At 65.2% G+C, this 19,651-nt stretch carries 18 protein-coding genes; 11 read left to right on the top strand and 7 right to left on the bottom strand.

Translation table 11 applies throughout. The features are described 5' to 3' along the window. The first annotated feature begins 397 nt into the window (after window positions 1-397). A complete protein-coding gene (locus tag BHE01S_RS38180) occupies window positions 398-796 on the top strand; it encodes a hypothetical protein (RefSeq protein WP_157025788.1) in 399 nt (132 codons plus the stop codon). Window positions 797-1,097: 301 nt separating this feature from the next. Here BHE01S_RS38180 and ispH read toward each other — a convergent pair whose 3' ends face one another. Further along, window positions 1,098-2,069, bottom strand: a complete 972-nt coding sequence (gene ispH, locus BHE01S_RS33155; protein WP_042271909.1) for a 4-hydroxy-3-methylbut-2-enyl diphosphate reductase — start codon at window positions 2,067-2,069, stop codon at window positions 1,098-1,100. 5 nt (window positions 2,070-2,074) lie between these two features. Beyond that, the gene (locus tag BHE01S_RS33150) at window positions 2,075-2,530 is read right to left on the bottom strand and encodes an FKBP-type peptidyl-prolyl cis-trans isomerase (RefSeq protein WP_028205261.1); all 456 of its coding nucleotides are present in this window, start codon (window positions 2,528-2,530) and stop codon (window positions 2,075-2,077) included. Between the two features lie 189 nt (window positions 2,531-2,719). Between BHE01S_RS33150 and radC the strand changes: the two genes are divergently transcribed. The 4 genes from radC (at window position 2,720) to nadB (ending at window position 6,095) form a co-directional block, all read left to right on the top strand. Then, window positions 2,720-3,544: a RadC family protein gene (gene radC / locus BHE01S_RS33145; protein WP_084069524.1), complete on the top strand. Its 825-nt coding sequence runs from the start codon at window positions 2,720-2,722 to the stop codon at window positions 3,542-3,544. A 265-nt stretch (window positions 3,545-3,809) separates the two neighbouring features. Continuing rightward, complete coding sequence (rpmB, locus tag BHE01S_RS33140; RefSeq protein WP_042271906.1) at window positions 3,810-4,043, top strand: 50S ribosomal protein L28; 234 nt, start codon at window positions 3,810-3,812, stop codon at window positions 4,041-4,043. Between the two features lie 10 nt (window positions 4,044-4,053). Then, window positions 4,054-4,221 carry a 50S ribosomal protein L33 gene (gene rpmG / locus BHE01S_RS33135; RefSeq protein WP_027794136.1) on the top strand — a complete coding sequence of 56 codons (168 nt, stop codon included), beginning with the start codon at window positions 4,054-4,056 and terminating at the stop codon, window positions 4,219-4,221. A 272-nt stretch (window positions 4,222-4,493) separates the two neighbouring features. Further along, the gene (nadB, locus tag BHE01S_RS33130) at window positions 4,494-6,095 is read left to right on the top strand and encodes an L-aspartate oxidase (protein ID WP_042271901.1); all 1,602 of its coding nucleotides are present in this window, start codon (window positions 4,494-4,496) and stop codon (window positions 6,093-6,095) included. 96 nt (window positions 6,096-6,191) lie between these two features. On the opposite strand, the gene nadC is transcribed toward nadB, so the two are convergent. The 5 genes from nadC to purN all read right to left on the bottom strand — a co-directional run bounded on the left by nadC (window position 6,192) and on the right by purN (window position 11,912). Further along, window positions 6,192-7,091: a carboxylating nicotinate-nucleotide diphosphorylase gene (gene nadC, locus BHE01S_RS33125; RefSeq protein WP_042271899.1), complete on the bottom strand. Its 900-nt coding sequence runs from the start codon at window positions 7,089-7,091 to the stop codon at window positions 6,192-6,194. Then, on the bottom strand, window positions 7,092-8,222 hold the full coding sequence (nadA, locus tag BHE01S_RS33120; protein ID WP_042271942.1) for a quinolinate synthase NadA: 1,131 nt from the start codon (window positions 8,220-8,222) through the stop codon (window positions 7,092-7,094). 166 nt (window positions 8,223-8,388) lie between these two features. Further along, window positions 8,389-9,585, bottom strand: coding sequence for a DesA family fatty acid desaturase (locus BHE01S_RS33115; RefSeq protein WP_042271896.1), 1,197 nt, complete (start codon window positions 9,583-9,585; stop codon window positions 8,389-8,391). A gap of 279 nt (window positions 9,586-9,864) precedes the next feature. Beyond that, complete coding sequence (locus BHE01S_RS33110; RefSeq protein ID WP_084069522.1) at window positions 9,865-11,256, bottom strand: RsmB/NOP family class I SAM-dependent RNA methyltransferase; 1,392 nt, start codon at window positions 11,254-11,256, stop codon at window positions 9,865-9,867. After that, window positions 11,253-11,912, bottom strand: a complete 660-nt coding sequence (purN, locus tag BHE01S_RS33105) for a phosphoribosylglycinamide formyltransferase (protein ID WP_042271893.1) — start codon at window positions 11,910-11,912, stop codon at window positions 11,253-11,255. Before purN ends, BHE01S_RS33110 begins: the two co-directional genes overlap by 4 nt. 181 nt (window positions 11,913-12,093) lie before the next feature. Here purN and BHE01S_RS33100 point away from each other — a divergent pair, with 181 nt between their 5' ends. The 6 genes from BHE01S_RS33100 to dut all read left to right on the top strand — a co-directional run bounded on the left by BHE01S_RS33100 (window position 12,094) and on the right by dut (window position 19,410). After that, window positions 12,094-13,089 carry a bifunctional riboflavin kinase/FAD synthetase gene (locus tag BHE01S_RS33100; RefSeq protein ID WP_028205268.1) on the top strand — a complete coding sequence of 332 codons (996 nt, stop codon included), beginning with the start codon at window positions 12,094-12,096 and terminating at the stop codon, window positions 13,087-13,089. Window positions 13,090-13,231: 142 nt separating this feature from the next. Further along, window positions 13,232-16,081 (top strand): isoleucine--tRNA ligase, encoded by a 2,850-nt coding sequence (gene ileS / locus BHE01S_RS33095; RefSeq protein WP_042271890.1) that lies wholly within the window; start codon window positions 13,232-13,234, stop codon window positions 16,079-16,081. Continuing rightward, a complete protein-coding gene (gene lspA / locus BHE01S_RS33090; RefSeq protein WP_042271887.1) occupies window positions 16,081-16,596 on the top strand; it encodes a signal peptidase II in 516 nt (171 codons plus the stop codon). The genes ileS and lspA overlap by 1 nt, the downstream gene beginning before the upstream one ends. A gap of 33 nt (window positions 16,597-16,629) precedes the next feature. After that, complete coding sequence (gene coaBC / locus BHE01S_RS33085) at window positions 16,630-17,859, top strand: bifunctional phosphopantothenoylcysteine decarboxylase/phosphopantothenate--cysteine ligase CoaBC (RefSeq protein ID WP_407669580.1); 1,230 nt, start codon at window positions 16,630-16,632, stop codon at window positions 17,857-17,859. Between the two features lie 67 nt (window positions 17,860-17,926). After that, window positions 17,927-18,931 (top strand): LLM class flavin-dependent oxidoreductase, encoded by a 1,005-nt coding sequence (locus tag BHE01S_RS33080; protein ID WP_042271884.1) that lies wholly within the window; start codon window positions 17,927-17,929, stop codon window positions 18,929-18,931. Window positions 18,932-18,963: 32 nt separating this feature from the next. Next, window positions 18,964-19,410 carry a dUTP diphosphatase gene (gene dut / locus BHE01S_RS33075; RefSeq protein WP_042271881.1) on the top strand — a complete coding sequence of 149 codons (447 nt, stop codon included), beginning with the start codon at window positions 18,964-18,966 and terminating at the stop codon, window positions 19,408-19,410. Window positions 19,411-19,651 lie beyond the last annotated feature (241 nt).

The following is a 19,651-nucleotide window of genomic DNA, read 5'->3' as shown; positions in this document are numbered from 1 at the left end:
GTTCAGGATCTGCTGGATGAAAATATCCATGTAATGCTCCTTAGCCCGTGCAACCGGATTCGCGCTCGTCATCGGCCGGTGGGCGATGTTTTACGGAACCGCAACGACACTTTCGGGTATTGAAGTAAAAACCGGTAACGGTTGGCCGCCCTGGTTCGCGTTGCCGCTGTGTTGCAGCGGCAGGCTCGCCAAAAGCGGATGCAAAAACGGCACCGTCGGATGGTTCGGTGCCGTCGGGTTCAATCAACTACACGTCATATTCACGTTGGCGTATTCGCGGCGAACCTTGCGGCCGGCAAACGCGAATGCGTCAGACGCCATGACTCCCTCTCCCCGGCCACCTGCGCGCTGCGGGACCTCAGCTGCGAGATCCGTCGCACCCAGGCAGCGAACCGGCATGACAACGCCGGTGCATACAAAAGCAATCTGCATGCCAAGAGTGATCGATGTTGCGCTCGTGCCCGTCTCGACATTACGGCTGTGCCACACGTGGCACGACGCAACCGCATTTACCGATGACGCGGCAAAAGCCGACTTGAATCGCATTAATCAGGTCTCCTGCGCCTTCCGAAATGCTTGCCTGATGGCCTTCTCATGGGATGTCCAGCCTTCAGAACGCGCGCATTGTAACGCCAATTATGCGACGGGCAATATTGTTGAACCGGCAGGGTTTTCCTGCATTGCAACCATATTTTTAGATAAGTGCACGGGACGGGTTGCACCACGGGTTGCGCCGCATTTTCGTGCACCAGTTGCACCAAAGATCGACAGCCTTCGCATCATGTGTTGCGGATAATGGCCGCAATGCCTTGTCGGGCGGGCATTAGGTCAAATGAATGATATTTAAGGAGGAGCATAATAATGCCGCCCCGGCGCGGTGCATTCGTGCCGAAAGCGTGTCGATTGCCACCAAAATTCGGGGTCATATCACGTGTTTCGATGCTGTACGCTAGCGAAAACACTGATAAGGACACCCGGCCAACGCGAGGTTAACCTGCCTTTTCTCGCCATATGGCCCTCGTTATTGATGCCCCCGCATGCGTCGCGGGCATAAAAAAACGCGCCGAATGGGCGCGTTTTTGCGGGAGCGGGCGGCTTCAGACCGGCTGGCCGAGTCCGCGCGGCAAGGGGAATGCAATGTTCTCCTCGATACCTTCGAGTGCACGCACGTTGCGCGCACCAAGTTCGTGCAGGCGGCGAATGATTTCCTGAGCGAGCGCCTCGGGGGCCGATGCGCCAGCCGTCAGGCCGATCCGGCGCTTGCCGGCGAGCCACTGGGGGTCGATCTGCTCGGGCGCATCCACCATATAGGCGGGAATGCCGCGTTTCTCGGCCACTTCGCGCAAGCGGTTCGAATTCGAACTGTTCGGGCTGCCCACCACGATCACGACGTCGCACTGCGGCGCCATGAACTTGACGGCGTCCTGGCGATTCTGTGTGGCGTAGCAGATGTCCTGCTTCTTCGGCTCACGAATGGCCGGGAAGCGCGCCTTGAGCGCCGCGATGATTTCCGCGGCGTCGTCCACCGAGAGCGTGGTTTGCGTGACGAACGCCACGCGCTGCGGATCGCGCAGCTTGAGCGCCTCGACATCGGCAATGTCCTCGACGAGGTACATGCCCTCGGCCACCTGCCCCATGGTGCCTTCCACTTCCGGATGGCCCTTGTGCCCGATCATGACGATATCGAGCCCTTCGTCGCGCATCTTCGCGACTTCCACGTGAACCTTCGTGACGAGCGGGCAAGTCGCGTCGTAGACACGCAGGCCGCGCGCCTCGGCGTCGGCGCGCACCGACTTGGAGACGCCGTGCGCGCTGAAGATCACTGTGTTGCCGGACGGGACCTCTTCGAGCTGCTCGATGAAGATCGCCCCCTTCTTGCGCAGGTCTTCGACGACATAAGCGTTGTGGACGATCTCGTGACGCACATAGATCGGTGCGCCGTGAAGCTGGATGGCGCGCTCGACGATCTCGATGGCCCGATCGACACCGGCGCAGAAGCCGCGCGGCTGGGCGAGCAGGATTTCCGCGTCGGCCAGTTCTGCGATGAGGGACGTGTCCGTGTTGGTCATGGGCTTTAAAGGATTCCGATGATTTGCACTTCGAACGCAACCGCCTGGCCAGCGAGCGGGTGGTTGAAATCGAACAGCGCGGAGGTCTCATTCACTTCCTTGAGCACACCCGCGTAACGCCCGCCGTTGGGGGCATTGAATTCGATCAGGTCGCCCGGGCTGAACTCCTCGCCGATCATGCCGTTCTCGCGCAGGGTCTTGAGCGACACGCGCTGGATCAGGTCGGGGTTGCGCTGGCCGAAAGCGACGCCGGGTTCTAGCTGAAAGGTCGAGTGGTGACCCACTTTCAGGCCCTGCAAAATCTCTTCCAGCGGCGGCGCAAGCTGGCCGGCGCCCATCAGCAAGGTGGCGGGACGGTCGACAAAGGTATTGACGATTTCGGTGCCATCGGCGAGTGAAAGCCGGTAATTCAGCGTCACGTGGGAACCGGATTTCACTTCGGAGATGTCGATGATGCTCATGCGTAACTCATTTCGTCGTAACGCGCGCTTCGCGCGTGCGCGCCGCAAGGCGCCGGTCCGGCCCGCCTCCGGCGGCCGGAAAACATCTATTGTAAGCCACTTGGCCGAGGCGGTCGCGGCACGATTGTGCAGCGCCAATGCCCACACCCGCGCGCGCGGCGAACTCCTTATTTGTCTGTGGAGATTGCCATGACGGAACTTGTCTGCCTCCCGGACACGGCGCCCATTTTCGTCGGCGGCGCGCTCGCCGGCCGCCTGTCCGATCCAGGCTGCGCAGAGCGCGGCCCCCGCGCCGGCGTTCTCCCCGCGCCGGCTGCGCCTTCGGCCTCGACCCGCGACGGCGCGGCACCTGCGGCCCCACGCCGCGACATGCCGCGCGAACGCCTGCGTACGGTCGGCGCGGCCGCGCTCTCGGACGAGGAGCTGCTCGCGATCCTGCTCGGCTTTGGCCTGCCGGGCCACGATGTCTTCAAGGTGGCTCGCACGCTCCTCGTTCGATTCGGCTCGCTGCGCGCCATGCTCGACGCGCCGCACGAAGAATTCGAGGCGCTGCGCGGCATTGGGCCCGCAAAATCCTCGATGCTGCGGGCGGTCACGGAACTCGCGCGGCGGGCGCTTGCGCAAGCGCTCGACGACAAGCCGCTCATCGACTCTCCCGGTGCGGTCGAGGACTATTTGCGCCTCCTGATCGGCGGTCGGCCGCACGAGGTGTTCGTCTGCCTCTTTCTGGACGCGCGCCATCGGCTGATCCGCTCGGAGGAAAGCTCGCGCGGCTCGCTCACGCGCATGGCGGTGTATCCTCGCGAAATCGTGCGGCGCGCGCTGACGCTCAATGCCGCGAGCCTGATCGTCGCCCATAATCACCCTTCGGGCGCGGTGCAGCCGAGCGCGAGCGATCGGCGCCTCACGCGGGTGTTGCGCGAAACGCTGGCGCTCGTGGAGGTTCAGCTCATCGACCACCTGGTCATCGGCACACGGGAGACGTTCTCCTTCGCGCGCCATGGCTGGACCTGAGGCGGCACAGGCGCCCGGCGCTTCGGCGAATCCTCGGCAAACAACGGCATGCACAAATCGGGTTTGATTTTCCAGGGTTTTTTCTGCTAGAATTATGGTTTGCCTATTTCCAACCCTGTTCCGAAGCCCGTCGCGGCATTCCAGGGGAAATATGCGCTGGGTTCGAGGTTGTCTCTCATCCATACGTGAGCGCTCCTTTCCGGCCATTTCTCGCCTGGGAAACTTAAGCGGCTCTCGAACTCAGAATTTCCGTAGGAGTGCACTCATGGCACGTGTATGCCAAGTCACTGGGAAAGCGCCGATGAGCGGCAACAACGTTTCCCACGCTAACAACAAAACCAAGCGCCGTTTCCTCCCGAATCTGCAAAACCGCCGTTTCTGGGTTGAAAGCGAAAACCGTTGGGTGCGTCTGCGCGTCTCGAACGCGGGCCTGCGCCTGATCGACAAGAACGGCATCGATTCCGTGCTCGCAGACCTGCGCGCACGCGGCGAACTGTAAGGAGTAAATCATGGCCAAGGGCGTCCGCGACAAGATCAAGCTGGAATCGACCGCAGGTACGGGTCACTTCTATACGACCACGAAGAACAAGCGCAACATGCCGGAAAAAATGTCGATCAAGAAGTTCGACCCGGTTGTTCGCAAGCACGTCGAGTACAAGGAAACCAAGATCAAGTAATTGATCGGGTTCCGAGCCTGACGAAGACAGAAAAACCCCGCTTATCCGCGGGGTTTTTCTTTTTACGCGCCGTAGATTGGCCCGCCGCGCCCCGGTTCGCCACTTGCAACGGTGTTTTAGCGGCAGCGCCCAAACTGGCGCTATCCGTTCGCTCCTCTCTCGGAGTATGCTTCCCGCTTTATACCGGCTGCCACACGTGTGTCATATGCCATGACGGCGCAGGACCGCGGCGGCCAGAAAGCGTAGAACAAGAGAGACGGAGAAGCAGGATCATGAATTTCGATGTAGCGATCGTCGGCAGCGGCCTCGCAGGACTGAGCGTCGCGCTGAATCTCGCCGATTCGCGCCGCGTCGTGATCATCGCCAAGCGCGCGATGACCGAAGGTGCGAGTGACCGCGCGCAAGGCGGCATTGCCGCCGTGCTCGATTCGGCCGACAGCGTGGAGAACCACGTGGACGATACGCTCGTCGCCGGCGGCGGCCTGTGCGACGAGGCCGCCACGCGCTACATCGTCGAGCATGGCCGCGAGGCCATCGAATGGCTGATCGGCCAGGACGTGCCGTTCACGAAGGACGCCGCCGCCGAACTCGGCTTTCACCTCACGCGCGAAGGCGGCCACAGCCATCGCCGCATCATCCACGCCGCCGACGCCACCGGCCACGCGGTCGTGCAGACGCTGCTCGAGCGCGCGCGCTTGCACCCGAACATCACGATCCTCGAAGACCATCAGGCGATCGACGTCATCACGTCCGACCGGCTCGGCCTGCCGGGCCGTCGCTGCCACGGCCTCTATGCGCTCGATCTGAAGAACGACCGCACGGTGACGATCCAGGCGCCGCACACGGTGCTCGCCACGGGCGGCGCGGGCAAGGTCTACCTGTACACGACGAACCCCGACACGGCCACCGGCGACGGCATCGCCATGGCGTGGCGCGCGGGCTGCCGTGTGGCGAACATGGAGTTCATCCAGTTCCACCCCACCTGCCTCTTCCACCCGCACGCCAAGTCGTTCCTGATATCGGAAGCCGTGCGCGGCGAAGGCGGCGTGCTGCGCCTGCCCGACGGCACCCGTTTCATGCCCGCGCACGACGCACGCGCCGAGCTGGCGCCGCGCGACATCGTCGCCCGCGCGATCGACTTCGAGATCAAGAGGCACGGCATCGACTGCGTGCATCTCGACATCAGCCATCAGCCGCCGGCGTTTCTCGAGGAGCATTTCCCGACCATCCTCGCGCGTTGCCGCGAATTCGGCATCGACATCACGAAGGAACCGATTCCCGTGGTACCCGCCGCGCACTACACCTGCGGCGGCGTCGTCACCGATCTCGCCGGGCGCACCGACCTCGCGGGCCTCTATGCCGTGGGCGAGACCTCGTACACGGGCCTGCACGGCGCGAACCGCCTCGCGAGCAATTCGCTGCTCGAGTGCCTCGTGATCGGCCGTTCGGCGGCCGAGGCGATCGAGGCGGAAGGCTTCAGTGCGGGCGCGCATGCGCCGCTGCCGGACTGGGACGAAAGCCGCGTCTCCGATTCCGACGAGGAAGTCGTCGTTGCCCACAACTGGGACGAGCTGCGCCGGCTGATGTGGAATTACGTCGGCATCGTGCGCACCGACAAGCGGCTCGAGCGCGCCCAACATCGCATCGCCCTGCTGCGAGATGAAATTCTCGAGTACTACGCGAATTTCCGCGTCACGCGCGACCTGCTGGAATTGCGCAACCTCGTCGACGTCGCTTCGCTGATCGTGGAAAGTGCACGCTCGCGGCGCGAGAGCCGTGGCCTGCACTACAGCCGCGACTGGCCCAACTCGCTGCCCAAGGCGCTGCCGACCGTGCTCGCCCCGGAGCGCGTACGCAATCGCACGGTTGCCTGAGTCCGGCGAACCCTGGACGTCACAAAAGAACAAAGGCCGCCTCAATCGCGAGGCGGCCTTTTTCGTTCTGGTTCAGTTCAGCGAACTTGCGGGGCTTCAGACGATGCGCATCGAGAAGTCGGTCGCGCGCACGTCCTTCGTCAGCGCGCCAATCGATACGCGGTCCACGCCCGTTTCCGCGATCGTGCGTACCGTGTCGAAATTCACGCCACCCGAGACTTCGAGCACCGCACGCCCCGCCGTGAGCTTCACCGCGGCGCGCATCATGTCGAACGAGAAGTTGTCGAGCAGGACCGACTTCGCGCCGCGCGCGAGCGCCGTTTCGAGCTGCTCGAGCGTCTCGACCTCGATCTGGATCGGCACGCCCGCATCGAGAGCGAGCGCAGCGTCCATCGCCGCACCCACGCCGCCTGCCGCAGCAATGTGGTTTTCCTTGATCAGGATGCCGTCGTAAAGCGCGAGACGCTGGTTTGCACCGCCGCCCACGCGCACTGCGTACTTCTGCGCGAGGCGCAAGCCGGGCAGCGTCTTGCGCGTGTCGAGAATGCGCGCGCGGGTGTGCGCGATCATGTCGACGTAGCGGCGCGTCACGCTTGCCACGCCCGAAAGCAACTGCAGGAAGTTCATCGCGTTGCGCTCGGCCGTGAGCAGCGAGCGCGCCGGACCGCGCAGCGAGCAGACGGTCGTGCCGGCGGCCATGCGCTCGCCCTCGCGATAATGCCAACGCACGTCGATGCGCGGATCGACCTGCTTCACCACGCCGTCGAACCAGAGCACGCCGCATAGTACCGCGTCTTCTCGCACGATGATGCGCGCGTCGCGCATTTCATCGGCGGGGACGAGACGGCCGGTCTGGTCGCCCGTTCCCACGTCTTCCGCGAGCGCATCGGCCACGTTGCGTGCGATCGCCGCGTCGAACGCCGCGCCGTACTGCGAGCGCACTTCATCGAGCACCGGTGCAACGGCATCGACTGCGAGCAATTCGAGTGCGCCCATTTACGCCGCCCCCACTTGCGAGAACAGCGCGGTGTCGCGCGCGAGGTCGCCGCTCGCCTGCACGCGGCGCTTGTGCTCGGCCGCGAACGCCAGCATGCGATCGATCGGCAGGCGCGCGCGCTCACCGATCGCGCTGTCGACGTGAATCTCGTTGTGACCGCGCTCCAGCACGTCGACGAGATTCGCCAGACCGTTCATGGCCATCCACGGGCAGTGCGCGCAGCTCTTGCAGGTGGCGCTGTTGCCGGCCGTGGGCGCTTCGATGAAGGTCTTGCCCGGTGCCGCGAGGCGCATCTTGTGCAGAATGCCGAGATCGGTCGCGACGATGAAGCGTTGCGCGTCGAGCTTCACGGCGGCGTCGATCAGCTGCGTGGTCGAGCCGACCACGTCCGCGAGCGCGACCACGCTCTCGGGCGATTCGGGGTGGACGAGAATTTTGGCGTCCGGATATTCGGCGCGCAGCAGGTCGAGCTCGATGCCCTTGAACTCGTCGTGCACGAGGCAGGAGCCTTGCCACAGCAGCATGTCCGCGCCGGTCTTCTTCTGGATGTAACTGCCCAGGTGCCGGTCCGGCGCCCATAGAATCTTTTCGCCTTTCGCGTGCAGGTCGGCGACGATCTCGAGACCGATGGACGACGTGACCATCCAGTCCGCGCGCGCCTTCACGGCCGCGCTCGTGTTCGCGTAGACGACCACGGTGCGGTCCGGATGCTCGTCGCAAAACGCCGAGAATTCGTCGATGGGGCAACCGAGATCGAGCGAGCAGGTCGCGTCGAGATCGGGCATGAGAATGCGCTTGTTCGGACTCAGAATCTTCGCGGTCTCACCCATGAAGCGCACGCCCGCCACGACGAGCGTCTGGGCCTCGTGGTCGCGGCCGAAGCGCGCCATCTCGAGGGAATCGGCCACGCAGCCGCCGGTTTCGTCGGCGAGCTCCTGCAATTCAGGATCCACGTAATAGTGCGCGACAAGCACCGCCTTCTCGCGCTTGAGCAACGCACGAATCCGCTCCTTCAATGCCACGCGCTCTGCCGCGGACGGCGCATCGGGCACGCGCGCCCAAGCCTGTCCAACGCTGCAGACGGCACCCTGCGGCCGATCATATTCGACCTTCCTGATCGCCTGACTCATCATCTCCTGCCCCTACCGATCGCCGCGCCATTGAAGCCATTGTGGGGACTCCGGCTTTTTCGCGGCCCAAAAAGAAAAACCCCGCCAGCGCGGGGTTTTGTGACGTCTCGTCATTCTAAAGGATTTTCCTGCGCCCCACCGCGGGGCCAAAATCCGGTCGAACCGATCACGCGTAACGGCGCAGGCGCGACGCGAATTCCTGCAGCGCCTTGATGCCGCTTTGTTCAGCGCGATGGCACCAATCCTGGAGCTGCGCGAGCAGTTGTTCGCGCGAGGCGCTCGAACGCTCCCAGATTGCGGCGAGCTCGTTGCGCAGTTCGATGTACGTGCGCAGCTTCTGGCTGTTCGCGAAAATTTGCGGAAGCTGGCGCTTCTGCGGCTCGTTCAGGCTGGCTTCTTCCTTGTCGAACCACTTGCGCGCGCCGCGCATGACCTTGTACTTCTCGCGCTCGCCCACTTCCTTGAGGTGCGCGAGCTCCTGACGGTAAGCCTGCTTCACGGCCTTGGCGTAACGCGCCATCACTTCGTAGCGGTTGGACAGCACGGCCTGCAGCGTTTCGTGGTCGGGCACCAGCTTGCCCTTGGTGAGGCGCGGCGTGGGCGCGACCTTCTTCACCTTGGCAAGACCGACCGCCTGCATCATGCGGATGTACATCCAGCCGATGTCGAACTCGTACCACTTGTTCGAGAGCTTCGCGGAAGTCGCAAACGTGTGGTGGTTGTTGTGCAGTTCCTCGCCGCCGATGATGATGCCGATCGGCAGAAGGTTCGTGCTCGCGTCGGACGAATTGAAGTTGCGGTAGCCCCAGAAGTGCCCGAGGCCGTTCACGACACCGGCCGCCCAGAACGGAATCCACGCCATCTGCACGGCCCACACGGTGAGGCCGACTGCGCCGAACAGCGCGACGTCGATCACCATCATGATGCTCACGCCGAGAATGGGGTAGCGCGTATAGACGTTGCGCTCCATCCAGTCGTTGGGCGTGCCGTGGCTGAAACGGCGCAGCGTTTCTTCGTTCTTCGCTTCGGCGCGATAGAGCTCGGCGCCTTCGAGCAGCACCTTCCAGATGCCGCGCGTTTGCGGGCTGTGCGGATCTTCCTCCGTTTCGCACTTGGCGTGGTGCTTGCGGTGGATTGCGGCCCACTGGCCCGTGAGCATGCCCGTGGTCATCCACAGCCAGAAACGGAAGAAGTGGCTCGCGATGGGATGCAGATCCAGCGCGCGGTGCGCCTGGCAGCGGTGCAGGTACACCGTCACGCCGATGATCGTGATGTGGGTGACCACCGCCGCGAACAGCACGATCTGCCACCACGAGAAATGGAGCACCCCGTGGGCGAGGAAATCAAGCAAGGAGTTCAACAAGGCATTTACCTGTGAAGCGAAGCGCGTCAGCCTTTCAGCCAGGCGCCAGTGTCAAGAAAGTGAAAGCGACGAGATGCGGTTGGACGGCATTCTACTAGAACCGCTCCAAGTGTTTGTAACAAAGGGAGATTTTTTTCTTTAATGGTGACGGCGTCAACGTCTGAAGGGCATTTCGAGGCGCTTTGCCGCACCCCGACTGGCCCTTTCCATGATATCCGGCCCCATCTAGTCTTTCACCGCGACCATACCGGCCCGCAATTCCCGCACCCGCCGCGGGTCTTACTCCAGCGCGGCGTCCGGCTCGGCGGCTTCGCTTTCCTGCGCCTTCGCGATCGCCTCCGACGCCTCTTGCTCCGCTGCGGCCTCTTCAGGCGTGGTCTGCGCGCCCGCTGCCTTCGTTCCGGGCCTGGCCTCGCCGCGACGCTCCAGCACGGCAGCAAAGAAGCCGTCGGTGGCGTGGCGATGCGGCCACAGCGAGAGGTAGTCGCCCGTGTCGAGGCCCACGCGCTGCTCGGCCAGCACGTCGCGCGCGCTCACCAGCACGAATTCGGGATGCGCCTCGAGGAACTGCTTCACGACCGCTTCGTTCTCGGCTTCGAGAATGCTGCAGGTCGCGTAGACGAGACGGCCGCCGCGCTTGAGCAGGCGCGCCGCGCTCGTGAGGATCGAAAGCTGCTTGGGCGCGAGCTCGGCCACCGACTCGGGCGTCTGGCGCCACTTGAGGTCGGGGTTGCGGCGCAGCGTGCCGAGGCCCGAGCACGGCGCATCCACGAGCACGCGATCGATCTTGCCGATCAGCCGCTTGATCTTGGCGTCGTGCTCGCTGTCGATCAGCACGGGATTGACGTTCGAAAGACCGCTGCGCGCGAGGCGCGGCTTGAGCTTGGCGAGGCGCCGGTCGGACACGTCGAAGGCGTAGAGCCGGCCGGTCGAGCGCATCATCGCGCCGAGCGCCAGCGTCTTGCCGCCCGCGCCCGCGCAGAAGTCCACCACCATCTCGCCGCGGCGCGGCGCGAGCAGCGTGCACAGCAGCTGGCTGCCCTCGTCCTGCACCTCGAACCAGCCATTCTTGAATGCGTCGAGTTTCGCGAGCGCGGGCTTGCCGGTCACGCGCACGCCGAACGGCGCAAACGGCGTTTCGCCGCCTTCGATACCCGACTCGGACAGCGAGCGGATCAGCTCGTCGCGATTCGCCTTGACGGGATTGGCACGTAAATCCAAAGGCGCCGGATAGTTGAGCGCGGCGGCCAGCTGCGCCAGTTCGGCGGGCTCAAAGCGCGTTTCCAGCGCCTTGACGATCCACTCCGGCAAATTCAGCTGCACGCGCTGCGGCAGGCTCGCCGGGTCGATCTTCGCGACGTGCTCGAGCCAGGTCGCCTCGGCGTCCGACACGAACGGACGGATCGCCGAACGGCCCGCCGTCGCCATGAGGCCGAGCAGCGTGAGACGGCGCGTCGGGCTGCCCGTGCCGCTTTCGGCCAGATGGGCGAACTCCATGCGCCGGCGCAGCACCGCGAACACGGCTTCGGCGATCACCCCGCGCTCGGCGTGGCCGAGCTTCGGATGCTCGCGGAAGAAGCGGCTCGTCACGGCATCGGCCGGTCCCGTGAATTTGAGGACGTCGGCGAGCAACGTTTCGGTCTGTCCAATCAGAAAACCATGCAGTCTCATGCGCCCTCCCCGGCGGCTTGCGAGTCGTCAAAGAAGAGCCACTGAGGCTCGGCCGGCGTGAGCGTCACGCGTTCGCCGTCGAGCGCGAGACGCCCTTCGACGAACCAGCGCACCGCGCGCGGATACATTACATGTTCGGTCTTGAGCACGCGCGCGGCGAGCGCCGCGGCGTCGTCGCCCGTGCGCACCGGAACCGCCGACTGCGCGACGATCGGACCATGATCGAGCGTAGGCGTGACGAAATGCACCGTCGCGCCGTGCACGCGGCAACCGGCGTCGAGCGCCTGCTGATGCGTTTTGAGGCCCGGAAACATCGGCAGCAGCGAGGGGTGGATATTGAGCATCCGACCCGAATAATGGCCGACGAAGGATTCGGTCAGCACGCGCATGAAGCCCGCCAGTATGACGAGGTCCGGCGCGTAGCCGTCGATGACGTGAGCGAGCGCCGCGTCGAAGCTGGCGCGATCGGGAAACTGGCGGTGATCGACGACCGCCGTGGCAATGCCGTTCGAAGCCGCGAATGCGAGGCCCGCAGCGTCAGGACGGTTGGCAATCACGGCGGCGATACGCGCCCCCCAGGCTTCCTGCGCGCAAGCGCGCACGATGGCTTCCATGTTGCTGCCCCGCCCCGAAATCAGGATGACGAGATTTTTCATCCGCGGATTTTATCATCGGGGGACCTGCTCAACGCTCGTGCGGCGGCGATCGTCGCCTCGTGCGTTTATAATCTTCTGTTTCGTCGCGGTCCTTGGGCCGCGAGCGGCCAGGTCAGCAGTCGATCATTAGCACGCGTGCTGCGCCAGCGCGCTTTTCGAGGTTCCACCAGGTTCCGCTATCGTGAGAGTCTTCCGCGGTCTTCCCAATGCCGAAAGCCGCGCGCCCTGCGCGCTGACCATCGGCAATTTCGACGGTGTCCACCGCGGGCATCAGGCATTGCTCGCGCGCGTGCGCGCGGCAGCCGACGCGCGCGGCCTGCCCGTCTGCGTGATGACCTTCGAGCCGCATCCGCGCGAGTTCTTCAACCCGGCCAGCGCGCCGCCGCGCATCGCCATGCTGCGCGACAAGCTCGAAGCGCTGCGCGAGAACGGCGTGGACCGCGTCGTGGTCGAGCATTTCAACCACACGTTCGCGAGCCAGTCGCCCGAGGCGTTCGTCGAGCGCATCATCGTGGGCGGGCTGCACGCGCGCTGGATGATGATCGGCGACGACTTCCGCTACGGCGCGAAGCGCGCAGGCGACTTCGCGTCGCTGCAGGCCGCGGGCGCGCAGCACGGCTTCGAAGTCGAGCAGATGGCGACCGTGGCCGACCCTTCGGGCGTGCGCATTTCCAGCTCCGCCGTGCGCGCCCAGCTGCACGCGGGCGACCTCGACGCCGCGCGCGCCTCGCTTGGCCGCGGCTATCACATCAGCGCGCACGTCACGCACGGCCTGAAGCTCGGGCGCGACCTGGGCTTTCCCACGATGAACCTGCTGATCGGCCACAAGCGGCCGGCGCTCAAGGGGATCTTCGTCGTGATGGTGCATGGCATTGCCGATCATCCGTTGCCTGGCGTCGCGAGCCTCGGCCTGCGCCCCACCGTGGACGACTCGGGCCGCGTGCTGCTCGAAGTGCATCTGCTCGACTGGCACGGCGACGCCTACGGCAAGCTCGTGCGCGTCGAGTTTCTCAAGAAGCTGCGTGACGAGGAGAAGTTTCCCGACCTCGAAACGCTCACCGCCGCGATCGCGCGCGACGTGGCGAACACCCGCGCGTGGTTCGCCGCAGCGGGCGCAGACGTGGCGGGCGGCGCATCCACCGGCTTCGCCACCTCGGCCACCGACCGAATTAGGTGACCCGCGGCCCGCATGCGCGGGCTGCCCGCCCCCCAGGCGCCGCGTGCACAAGGCACGGCATGCAGCGCCCGCGGCGACGGTTGCGCGGCATCGGCCGCAACGCTGACGCCATGCATCCCCCCGAATTCCACGTGATCTCACCATGAGCGACAAGAAAGCATCCTCCGGCAAGCCGCAGAAGTCCGAATCTAAATATCCCGTCAACCTGCTCGACACCCCGTTCCCGATGCGCGGCGACCTGCCGAAACGCGAGCCGCAATGGGTCAAGGAATGGGAAGAGAAGCAGGTCTACGAGAAGATCCGCGCGGCTTCGAAGGGCCGCAAGAAGTTCATCCTGCACGACGGCCCGCCGTATGCGAACGGCGACATCCACCTCGGCCACGCGGTGAACAAGATCCTCAAGGACATGATCGTCAAGGCGCGCAATCTCGCGGGCTTCGACGCGGTCTACGTGCCGGGCTGGGACTGCCACGGCATGCCGATCGAAATCCAGATCGAAAAGCAGTTCGGCAAGTCGCTGCCCGCCCAGGAAGTGATGCAGAAGGCGCGCGAGTACGCGGCCGGCCAGATCGAGACGCAAAAGAAAGGCTTCAGGCGCCTGGGCGTGCTCGGCGACTGGAACAACCCGTACAAGACGATGAACTTCATGAACGAGGCCGGCGAGATCCGCGCACTCGCGAAGATCATCGAGAAGGGCTATGTGTTCCGGGGCCTGAAGCCCGTGAACTGGTGCTTCGACTGCGGCTCGGCGCTCGCTGAAGCCGAGGTCGAGTACAAGGACAAGACCGACCCGACCATCGACGTACTGTTCACGTTCGCGCAACCCGCCGAAACGGCGGCTGCGTTCGGCCTGCCCGCCCTGCCGCGCGAGGAAGGCGGCATCGTGATCTGGACCACCACACCCTGGACGATCCCGTCGAATCAGGCGCTGAACGTGCACCCGGAGATCGACTATGCGCTCGTGGACACGCAACGCGGCCTGCTGATCCTCGCCGTCGAGCGCGTGCAAGCGTGCATGCAGGAGTTCGGCCTCGAGGGCAAGATCGTCGCCACGACGAAGGGCGAGAAGCTCTCGCTGCTGCGTTTCAATCACCCGCTCGCCTCGGCGCACCCCGGTTACAAGCGCACGGCGCCGATCTATCTCGGCGACTACGTCACGACCGACACCGGCACGGGCATCGTGCACTCCGCGCCCGCCTACGGCGTGGAAGACTTCGTGTCGTGCAAGGCGCACGGCATGGCGGATTCCGACATCATCAGCCCGGTGATGGGCGATGGCCGCTACATCGAATCGCTGCCGCTCTTCGGCGGCCTCTCGATCTGGGCGGCGAACCCGAAGATCGTCGACGCGCTCGACGCCGCCGGCACGCTCCTGCGCAGCGAAAAGTACCTGCACAGCTACATGCACTGCTGGCGCCACAAGACGCCGATCATCTACCGCGCCACCTCGCAGTGGTTCGCGGGCATGGACGTTCAGCCTGCGGACGGCGGCAAGACGCTGCGCGAAACGGCGCTCGAAGGCATCGAGGCGACCGCGTTCTACCCCTCGTGGGGCAAGCAGCGCCTGTATTCGATGATCGCCAACCGCCCGGACTGGACACTCTCGCGCCAGCGCCAATGGGGCGTGCCGATGGCGTTCTTCGTGCACAAGGAAACCGGCGCGCTGCATCCGCGCACGCTGGAGCTGCTCGAACAGGTGGCGCAGCGCGTGGAAAAGGAAGGCATCGAAGCGTGGCAAACGCTCGACCCGCGCGAGCTGATCGGCGACGACGCCAACCTGTACGAGAAGAACCGCGACACGCTCGACGTGTGGTTCGACTCGGGCACGACGCACTGGCACGTGCTGCGCGGCTCGCACAAAGATGAGCTCCAGTTCCCGGCCGACCTGTACCTGGAAGGCTCGGACCAGCATCGCGGCTGGTTCCACTCGTCGCTGCTCACGGCTTCGATGCTCGACGGCCGCCCGCCCTACAACGCGCTGCTCACGCACGGCTTCACCGTCGACGGCGAAGGCCGCAAGATGTCGAAATCGCTCGGCAACGGCGTCGATCCGCATGAAGTGGCGAACCGTCTGGGCGCGGAAATCATCCGTCTGTGGATTGCCTCGACCGACTACTCGGGCGAGCTGGCCATCTCGGAAGAGATCCTCAAGCGCGTGACGGAAGGCTATCGCCGTATCCGCAACACGCTGCGCTTCCTGCTCTCGAACCTCTCGGACTTCGACTTCGAGAAGCACGCGCTGCCCGCGAGCGAGTGGCTTGAGATCGACCGCTATGCCGTCGCACTTACGCACACGCTGCAAAACGACGTGCTCGCCCACTACGACCGCTACGAGTTCCACCCGGTCGTGGCCAAGCTCCAGACGTTCTGCTCGGAGGACCTGGGCGGCTTCTACCTCGACGTGCTGAAGGACCGCCTCTACACGAGCGCGGCGGACTCGAAGGCCCGTCGCGGCGCGCAAACGGCGCTGCATCACATCACGCATAGCCTGTTGCGCATCCTCGCGCCGTTCCTCTCGTTCACGGCCGAAGAAGCGTGGAAGGTGTTCCAGCCGCAAAGCGAAACCATCTTCACCGAAACCTTCCACGCCTTCCCGGACATCGAAGGCGCCCCCGAACTGATTGCCAAGTGGACGCTGCTGCGCGAAGTGCGCGGCAACGTGACGAAGGCGCTCGAAGAGGCGCGGGTGGCGAACCAGATCGGCTCGTCGCTGCAGGCCGAAGTGCGCATTCTCGCGAGCGGCGCGCGCCATGCCGCCCTCGAAAGTCTGGGCGACGACCTGAAATTCGTGCTGATCACCTCGGCGGCGGAAATCGTGAAGGTCGATGGCGAAGCGGAGGAAGGCGTCGAAGTGGTCACCTCGAAGTACCTCAAGTGCGAGCGCTGCTGGCACTACCGCGAGGACGTGGGCGCGAACGCGGAGCATCCGGGCCTGTGCGGCCGCTGCGTCGCGAATCTGTTCGGCGGCGGTGAAAAACGGAGCGCGGCATAATGGCAAAGACGCTGACGAAGCAGTCCAGGTCGAATGGCGCGGGCGGCACGCTCGCGCCGTGGCTGGGAGTCGCGCTGATCGTGATCCTCGCCGATCAGCTGACGAAAATCGCCATCAACAAGGTGTTCAGCTACGGCGAAGGCCGCGTGATCACGCCGTTCTTCAACCTCGTCCTGGTCTACAACAAGGGGGCGGCGTTCAGCTTCCTGTCGGCCGCAGGCGGCTGGCAGCGCTGGGCGTTCACGGCGCTCGGCGTGGTGGCGGCGCTCGTGATCTGCTATTTGCTCAAGCGCCACGCTACGCAGAAGCTCTTTTGCACGGCGCTCGCGCTCATCATGGGCGGCGCGCTCGGCAATGTGATCGACCGCCTGCTGTACGGCCACGTGATCGACTTTCTCGACTTCCACGTGGGCGGCTGGCACTGGCCGGCGTTCAACCTCGCCGATAGCGCGATCACCATCGGCGCGGTGCTGCTGGTGTTCGACGAATTGCGGCGCGTGCGCGGCGCGCGCTGAGTCTGCGGGCTGCACGGTTATAGGAGCTGTGACTTGAACACGTCCGCTGCAAACCCAGGCGAACTGGCCGGCCGCCACCTCGTGCTCGGCATGACGGGCGGCATCGCCTGCTACAAGATCGCCGAGCTCACGCGCCTCTTGACCAAGGCCGGCGCGACCGTGCAAGTCGTGATGACCGAGGCGGCCACGCAGTTCATCACGCCGGTCACCATGCAGGCGCTCTCGGGCCGCCCCGTCTACACGAGCCAGTGGGACGGCCGCGTGCCCAACAACATGGCGCACATCGATCTCTCGCGCGAGGCCGACGCCATTGTCGTCGCACCCGCCTCGACCGACTTCCTCGCCAGACTCGCCCACGGTTTCGCCGACGACCTGCTCGCCACGCTGTGCGTGGCGCGCGACTGTCCGCTCCTCGTCGTGCCCGCAATGAACCGGCAAATGTGGCAAAACCCGGCCACGCAGCGCAACGTCGCGCAACTGCGCGCGGACGGCATCGAAACACTCGGTCCCGATTCCGGCCCGCAGGCGTGCGGCGAGATCGGCGACGGGCGCATGCTCGAACCGGAGGCCGTGTACGAGGCGATCGTCTCGTTCTTCGCGCCGAAGGTACTCGCGGGCCGCAAGCTCCTGATCACCGCCGGCCCGACCTTCGAGCCGCTCGATCCCGTGCGCGGCATCACCAACCGCTCGAGCGGCAAGATGGGCTTCGCGCTCGCGCGCGCCGCGCAGCAGGCCGGCGCCGAGGTGCATCTGGTCGCGGGTCCCGTCGCGCTGCAAACGCCGTGGGGCGTGTATCGCGAAGACGTCCAGACCGCCCGGCAGATGTACGACGCGGTCATGCGCGCCGCGACCGACGCCGATGTCTTCATCGGTGTGGCGGCCGTGGCCGACTGGCGCGTCGATCATGTCGCCGAGCACAAGATCAAGAAAACCGCCGAGCACCGTATGCCGACGTTCACGTTCGTCGAGAACCCGGACATCCTCGCCTCGGTGGCGGCATTGCCGAACCCGCCGTACTGCGTGGGCTTCGCCGCCGAAAGCGGCAACCTCGACGTGCACGGCGAAGAAAAGCGCGCGCGCAAGAAGGTGCCGCTGCTGATCGGCAATCTCGGCCCGCTCACCTTCGGTCAGGACGACAATGAAGTCGTGCTGTTCGAGGCGGGCGGCCGCACGCCGCTGCCGCGCGCGGCCAAGCAGGCGCTCGCGCAGACGCTCGTCGCCGAAATCGCGCGGCGTCTGCCGGACCCGAGCATCATCTCGTGACGCGCGCGCCGGCGCACCCGCGTGCCGGCGTTGGGCGCCGCGAACCCAGGCAAGGAGCAGTACTGCCATGACACGGCTTTCCGTACTCGACCAGTCGCCCGTGATCGCCGGGCACAGCGCGGCGGACGCCATCGCCGCCACCATCGAGCTTGCCCAGCTTGCCGACGACCTGGGCTACACGCGCTACTGGTGCGCCGAGCACCACGGCCTGCTGGGCGTGTGCAACCCCTGCCCCGAGGTCATGCTCGCGCGCCTCGGCAGCGTCACGAAGCGCATCCGTATCGGCTCGGGCGGCATCATGCTGCCCTATTACAGCCCCTTCAAGATCGCCGAACAGTTCATGATGCTCGAAGCGCTCTTTCCGGGGCGCGTCGACCTCGGTGTCGGGCGTGCGCCAGGCGGCGACATGCGCACGGCGCAGGCCGTGGCCGCAGGCACGTACAACCGCGGCGACCAGTTCTCGCAGCAGGTGCAGGATCTCGTCGGCCTCATGGACGGCACGCTTCCCGCCGACCATCTCGCGAGCGGCGTGGTGCTGCAGCCGCAGATCCAGACGCGCCCGCAGCTCTGGGTGCTCGGTTCGAGCGACTTCGGCGGCATCCTCGCCGCACAGCTCGGACTGCGCTTCTCGTTCGCGCACTTCATCAACGCGCATTTCGGACATCTCGTGGCCGAGGCGTATTTCGACCGCTTCAAGCCGGGCCACGAAGCGAAGCCGTATCTCGCGTGCGCCGTGTTCGCGATCTGCGCCGACACCGAAGCCGAGGCCGCCGACCTCGAAAAGGCCGTCGACCTGCGCCGCGTGCAGATGGCCTATGGCTTGAACGCGCCGATCCCGAGCCTCGAGCAGGGGCGCGCGCAGGAGTACGGCGAGCGCGAGCAGATCGTGATCGACCGCGAGAAGCCACGCAGCGTCATCGGCACGCCCGAGAGCGTCACCGAGCGCCTTCTCGCCATCAAGGACAACTTCCGCGCCGACGAACTGATCGTGCTGACCGTTGCGGGCAGCTACGAGGCTCGTCTGCGCTCTTACGAACTTCTCGCCGAGGCGTTCCAGCTGCCTCGCGCCTGAGCGATCCACCACCGCCCCATCACCCTGACTTCATGAAAATCGACATCAAGATCCTGAACGAGCGCATGCGCGACCAGCTACCCCAGTACGCCACGCCGGGCAGCGCCGGCCTCGACCTGCGCGCGTGCCTCGACGCGCCGGTCACGCTCGAACCGGGCGAAACGAAGCTCGTGCCGACGGGCCTCGCCATCCACGTGGCCGACCCCGGCTACGCGGCGCTGATCCTGCCGCGCTCGGGCCTTGGCCACAAGCACGGCATCGTGCTCGGCAATCTGGTCGGCCTGATCGACTCGGACTACCAGGGCGAGCTGATGATTTCGACCTGGAACCGCGGCCACACCACCTTCACGCTCAACCCGCTGGAGCGTCTCGCGCAGCTCGTGATCGTGCCGGTCGTGCAGGCGCAGTTCAACATCGTCGACGACTTCGAGGCGAGCGAGCGCGGCGCGGGCGGTTTCGGCAGCACGGGCAAGCACTGAGCCAGGCGGTTGCGCGGGCAACAAAAAAAGCACGCCGCGGCGTGCTTTTTGCGCTTTACGTGGTACCACTGTTACACCTCTGCTTTGCGCGAGACGCGACTGAAGCGCTGCGCATCAAGAAAAGGCCGACGGCGGACAACGCGCATTTTACCGGCTGACGGCTGGCGCGCCTGCGCATCACGGCGCCCCCTGGACCTGCCGCCCGGCCCCAAAAGAAAGACGGCGCAGTCCTTTCGAACTG

Origin of the sequence: Paraburkholderia heleia NBRC 101817, from assembly GCF_000739775.1 — a bacterium.
In the GTDB taxonomy this organism is placed as follows: domain Bacteria; phylum Pseudomonadota; class Gammaproteobacteria; order Burkholderiales; family Burkholderiaceae; genus Paraburkholderia; species Paraburkholderia heleia.
This window is presented reverse-complemented; position numbering and strand designations above follow the sequence as displayed.

What these genes read in the sequence shown, in the direction of transcription:
- BHE01S_RS33080 (WP_042271884.1), top strand. Translation starts at nt 17,927, where the DNA reads ATGACACGGCTTTCCGTACTCGACCAGTCGCCCGTGATCGCCGGGCAC.
- nadB (WP_042271901.1), top strand. Translation starts at nt 4,494, where the DNA reads ATGAATTTCGATGTAGCGATCGTCGGCAGCGGCCTCGCAGGACTGAGC.
- radC (WP_084069524.1), top strand. Translation starts at nt 2,720, where the DNA reads ATGACGGAACTTGTCTGCCTCCCGGACACGGCGCCCATTTTCGTCGGC.
- ispH (WP_042271909.1), bottom strand. Translation starts at nt 2,069, where the DNA reads ATGACCAACACGGACACGTCCCTCATCGCAGAACTGGCCGACGCGGAA.
- dut (WP_042271881.1), top strand. Translation starts at nt 18,964, where the DNA reads ATGAAAATCGACATCAAGATCCTGAACGAGCGCATGCGCGACCAGCTA.
- nadA (WP_042271942.1), bottom strand. Translation starts at nt 8,222, where the DNA reads ATGAGTCAGGCGATCAGGAAGGTCGAATATGATCGGCCGCAGGGTGCC.
- rpmG (WP_027794136.1), top strand. Translation starts at nt 4,054, where the DNA reads ATGGCCAAGGGCGTCCGCGACAAGATCAAGCTGGAATCGACCGCAGGT.
- BHE01S_RS33110 (WP_084069522.1), bottom strand. Translation starts at nt 11,256, where the DNA reads ATGAGACTGCATGGTTTTCTGATTGGACAGACCGAAACGTTGCTCGCC.
- nadC (WP_042271899.1), bottom strand. Translation starts at nt 7,091, where the DNA reads ATGGGCGCACTCGAATTGCTCGCAGTCGATGCCGTTGCACCGGTGCTC.
- ileS (WP_042271890.1), top strand. Translation starts at nt 13,232, where the DNA reads ATGAGCGACAAGAAAGCATCCTCCGGCAAGCCGCAGAAGTCCGAATCT.
- lspA (WP_042271887.1), top strand. Translation starts at nt 16,081, where the DNA reads ATGGCAAAGACGCTGACGAAGCAGTCCAGGTCGAATGGCGCGGGCGGC.
- BHE01S_RS38180 (WP_157025788.1), top strand. Translation starts at nt 398, where the DNA reads ATGACAACGCCGGTGCATACAAAAGCAATCTGCATGCCAAGAGTGATC.
- purN (WP_042271893.1), bottom strand. Translation starts at nt 11,912, where the DNA reads ATGAAAAATCTCGTCATCCTGATTTCGGGGCGGGGCAGCAACATGGAA.
- BHE01S_RS33150 (WP_028205261.1), bottom strand. Translation starts at nt 2,530, where the DNA reads ATGAGCATCATCGACATCTCCGAAGTGAAATCCGGTTCCCACGTGACG.
- rpmB (WP_042271906.1), top strand. Translation starts at nt 3,810, where the DNA reads ATGGCACGTGTATGCCAAGTCACTGGGAAAGCGCCGATGAGCGGCAAC.